Below are 4426 nucleotides of genomic sequence, written 5' to 3' on the forward strand. Positions count from 1 at the left end.
AAAAAACGCCAACTTAAAAAATGGATAGTGAATAACTAGCTACCCTAGGGTTTCTTTTGCCTTTTTTTCTGTTTAGTAAATTTCTTAACGTTTATAATTTAGATTAGTTGCGGTTTAAAAGCAACTGAATCGCGGTTATTAAGTGTTTAGAATAAAAAAACGCCATACTTGAAAGTATAATGTAAGTAATTAGCCAACCACGGGGCTTCTTTTGCCTTTTTTTTCGCTTGGTAAATTTCTTAATGTTTGTAGCTAAACGATAACCGTCATCCCGCCACTTGTTAGCGGCCGAGATACCGCGAATGAATTGCGGTATGACGTAGGATTGCTGTCATTCCAGTGCCAAGCACTGGGATCCAGCCTTTATTATTTGGTTGAAATTAAGTCTTCTGGATCCCAGTGTCAGCTACTTGGATGACACCATTCTTTTTCCTGGATTCCAGTGTCTGGGCACTGGAATGACATCCTCCCTTGTGGAGATTGCTCTCAAATCACAATGTTCGTACAGCTATGCAAACACAAAGGTGTCATTCCAGCGCGTGACGCTGGAATCCAGTTGAGCTATTTCAACAAAAATACTGCATTTTGAGATGAACGTCTATTCTCACCAGACTTATTTACAAGTATAACAATTAAAGTCTGGATTCCAGTGTCAAGCACTGGAATGACATCATAGGGGCACTGCCCTTTTGGATGGAAACCAGTGTCAGCTACTTAGATGATACCTTTTTTCTACTTAGTTTGGGTTATGCAAGAAGTCTATTGCATTCCTGAGCAATTTGATTCATTATTCTTTTTGTAAAAAATTTTCTTAACTTTCTCTCCACTTTTTTGGTAAGGTCACTTTAAAGGAAGTCTAATAGATGCTACATAGAAATCCAGATGAGTTTCTAAAGTCTATTCCAAAAGATAAGCGCATAATGTGCCTTGACATGGGAGAAAAGCAAATAGGCATAGCATTTAGCGATAAAACACAGCTCATAGCCACAGCTCATAGCATATATCACAGAAAAAATATGAGCAAAGATTTAGGTTATCTGCATAGAATATTCAAAGAAAATGAATCTGGATCAATGGTAATAGGACTACCATTAAAAATGGACGAGCAAGAAACTAAATGGTGTAAAACTATAATCCAATTCGCAAATAAAATAATAAAAAAATATAAAGTAAATATATACTTACAAGACGAAAGCTTCTCAACATCTATCGCAACTCATACACTAAAAATTACTGGAATATCAATCACAAAATCGAAAAAAATAGATGATAAAATCTCCGCATGTATTATTTTGCAACGAACGTTAGACAAGATAAATACAATCAAATAGTTTTTCCAGATCTGGAAATCTTCAAACTGAATCCCATATAAAAGTTACTCAACAAAACAAGAACCTTTCGTATAAGCATGACAAATTGCTACAGCAAGAGCGTCAGCAGCATGGTGGCATTTTATACTCAAATTTTTAACTATTTGCTTCACCATAAATATAATCTGATCCTTATCAGCATGGCCATTTCCGGTAATGCTTTTTTTTACATAGTTTGCATCATATTCATTCATAGTTAGCTTTGTTATTTTTAACGCTAAAATTACAACCCCTCTTGCATATCCTAAAGTTAGTGAAGATTTAGGATTTTTATTAACAAAAATTTTCTCCACCGCAGCTTCATTCGGAGAGTATAGGGAAATTACTTTCTTTAATTGTTCAAAAATTATATGTAGGCGTTCACCTGTACCCAATTTACCATCAGTTGATATGGTACCGCCGCCCAAAAATTCAATATTATTTTTTTCGTTCAGGCTGATAATGGCCCACCCAGTCTTGCTTATTCCTGGATCTAGACCTATTATTTTAACCACTTAATAAACGCTTAACCAATAGACAAACAAAAATAAAAATATCCAGACTACATCTACAAAGTGCCAATACCAGGAGGCAAACTCAAAGCACAAATGGTCCTGAAGTGTAAATTGGCCTTTCCGTGCTCTAAATAAACACACTGATAAAAATATTATTCCTATTATAACGTGTGCGCAGTGAAAACCGGTAATCATATAAAAATTGGATGTATAAATAAGCTTTTCTCCTGTTTCTTGTAGAGAAAAACTCGCTTCATGATACTCTATTGCTTGCACTATTATAAAAAAAACTCCAAGCAATATAGTTATGGACAGCATTTTAATCATGCTCTTTTTATCATTTTTAAGTAAAGAGTGATTTGCCCAAGTAATTGTTGTACCAGAAAGCAATAATATTAATGTATTCATGAATGGTAGTGACCACGGATCAGGTGGCAAAATTCCCTCAGGGGGCCATTCAACTTTTTTTGCAGGAGAAAACGCCTCAAATAAAAAAACTGGATCAAGCCAGGCTTTAAAGAATGAACAAAAGAACACTATAAAAAATACGACCTCCGAGAGAATAAACAAGTACATTGCAAATTTGAGTCCATGTTTTACAATGGCAGTGTGACATTTGTCATAAATGGCCTCCCTTATTACATCTCTCCACCAATAAAACAGCACCCCTGATACTGCGGAGATTCCCAAAACTAAACAAAACATTCCGACAATTTGTTTATGAAGCGCGCCAACTAATCCAAGTGCAAGAATAAGAATTGCTGCTGATACAGCAATTGGCCAAGGGCTTGGATCCACTAAATGAAAATCATGTTCTTTACTTTTCATAGCATTTTAAAAAATACTTATTAAGGATACAAATTAGCTTAAAATTGTCAATGTTCCTTAGGAAATTGATTGAATCTTGAAAAATTATATGCACCGTTCAAAAAATCTAACACAAATTGTGCAGTTATTCTAAACAACTCAAGCATTCTGCTCTTTTCGTTTTCTCTTGCTCTGCTGCAATATCCATCAACAATATTTTCCAAAATAATGCATCCAGACTTTACTGAATCACTGTAACAAAAATTAAACCAATCCCTATATCTATTATTTTTCTTGAATCTATTTTTCATGCTATCAACGACAGTCTCGTATATAAACATGCAAGAATACAAAACCGTCATAGCCTCATAGGTATTACTATGCGAGATGGATAAAAGAAAATTAGTGAAATTAAAACACTCAAGAGATTTCTTTTCGCGACTTATACCGTACATAGTAAAGTAGTAGTCATATAGCATTCTATTAACAGTCACTACTCTTTGGGCTACTTCAGCAAGCGAGATAATACTACTATAATCTTCCATTTTGGATGCAGTAATTAAGGTGGTACGAATATAATCACCTAAGAACAACGTCTTTTGTTGAGCATAGAATTTGAAGTTCTCTATATTTAGGGTGTTATTCGCTAACTCAACATTAAAAGGATGCTCAATTATATCCTTTAAAAGATTTGACCCGTAACAGCTCCTAATTATGCCACTGAACACTGTAGTTACCGATAAAAGATCAAGTTAACGTAAATAATCCGCTGCTAATATTCTTTGCTAGATATATTAGAGTAATATGCCTCATCCCAAAACATTATTTCTAATTCCAGCCCTTTCTTAAAAAACTCATACATCCTCTTTTTTTCACAGTCACTAGCTTTTTTATATAGCTTATTTGTAATATCAGTAACCTCATCAATTACAGCATTTACTGTTTCGCTACTATAAATGTTGATCCACTCTTTGTATTTGTTATTTTTAACCCCTTTAGTTGTTATCTCATTTACCATATGGCGTATAACGATTTGGTATATGTTAAAGCAAGAATAAGATGCTACTAAAGCTTCATTAACAGAATTGTGATATGCGGCACTCATGAAAAAGTCAGTAAAGGCAGAACAAGCTCTTGACTTTTTGTGATCATCAGATAGATCACAATCTTCAAAATATTTTTTATACTGTTCTCGAACATAAAATGCTCCTTGTGCCAAATTGATTAAACTACTCATCATTTCAATATCATCAACTCTAGCTGCAACAATTAAAAAAGCACGAGCGCAATCTATACAATACAGAAAATCCTGCTGAAGGTAGAATTTGAATTTTTCATAATCTAATGTATTATTTATCAATTCAACATTAAAAGGGTGTTCTTTTATTTTATCAATAAGATCAGAAAACTCTTTTAGAGGTTGTCCGGAAACAAGTAAAAGGCTATAATATCTGAAATTTTAGTACGGGGTAAAGATGAGAAAAAAGTATCCAACAGATCTAAGCGAAAGGGAATGGGCAAGAATAGAAAAACACTTCAGAGTATCATACAAGAAAGGAGGAAGGCCGCCAAAGTATAGCAAAAGAGAAATATTAGAAGCAATTTTCTATGTATTGCGTACAGGGTGTCAATGGCGGTATTTACCAAATGATTTTCCGCTATGGAAGACTGTGTATGAGCAGTTCAGGCAATGGAAGAAGCAGGGAATTTTTGAGAAAATGAATTATGAAATTACAAAATATAGTAGAAGAAAAA

At 34.0% G+C, this 4426-nt stretch carries 7 protein-coding genes; 3 read left to right on the plus strand and 4 right to left on the minus strand.

Annotated elements, in window-relative coordinates; genetic code table 11:
• Positions 1 to 374: 374 nt before the first annotated feature.
• Positions 375 to 560, plus strand: a complete 186-nt coding sequence (locus OZD64_RS00415) for a hypothetical protein (RefSeq protein ID WP_138264918.1) — start codon at positions 375 to 377, stop codon at positions 558 to 560.
• Positions 561 to 863: 303 nt separating this feature from the next.
• On the plus strand, positions 864 to 1331 hold the full coding sequence (ruvX, locus tag OZD64_RS00420) for a Holliday junction resolvase RuvX (RefSeq protein WP_010082183.1): 468 nt from the start codon (positions 864 to 866) through the stop codon (positions 1329 to 1331).
• A gap of 44 nt (positions 1332 to 1375) precedes the next feature.
• Here ruvX and ruvC read toward each other — a convergent pair whose 3' ends face one another.
• Genes ruvC through OZD64_RS00440 form a run of 4 tightly spaced genes read right to left on the minus strand, consistent with a single transcriptional unit; the run spans position 1376 to position 4067 of the window.
• On the minus strand, positions 1376 to 1864 hold the full coding sequence (ruvC, locus tag OZD64_RS00425) for a crossover junction endodeoxyribonuclease RuvC (protein ID WP_038199503.1): 489 nt from the start codon (positions 1862 to 1864) through the stop codon (positions 1376 to 1378).
• A complete protein-coding gene (locus OZD64_RS00430; protein ID WP_006279354.1) occupies positions 1865 to 2692 on the minus strand; it encodes a cytochrome c oxidase subunit 3 in 828 nt (275 codons plus the stop codon).
• Between the two features lie 47 nt (positions 2693 to 2739).
• On the minus strand, positions 2740 to 3399 hold the full coding sequence (locus tag OZD64_RS00435; protein WP_010962391.1) for a TenA family protein: 660 nt from the start codon (positions 3397 to 3399) through the stop codon (positions 2740 to 2742).
• A 44-nt stretch (positions 3400 to 3443) separates the two neighbouring features.
• The gene (locus tag OZD64_RS00440; RefSeq protein WP_051955865.1) at positions 3444 to 4067 is read right to left on the minus strand and encodes a TenA family protein; all 624 of its coding nucleotides are present in this window, start codon (positions 4065 to 4067) and stop codon (positions 3444 to 3446) included.
• A 79-nt stretch (positions 4068 to 4146) separates the two neighbouring features.
• On the opposite strand from OZD64_RS00440, the gene OZD64_RS00445 reads away from it, so the two are divergent.
• Positions 4147 to 4426, plus strand: a 280-nt coding sequence (locus tag OZD64_RS00445) for an IS5 family transposase (RefSeq protein WP_044471353.1), incomplete at its 3' end; no start/stop codon positions are given.

The sequence above is a fragment of the Wolbachia endosymbiont of Drosophila tristis genome, from assembly GCF_028981745.1.
Classification (GTDB): domain Bacteria; phylum Pseudomonadota; class Alphaproteobacteria; order Rickettsiales; family Anaplasmataceae; genus Wolbachia; species Wolbachia pipientis.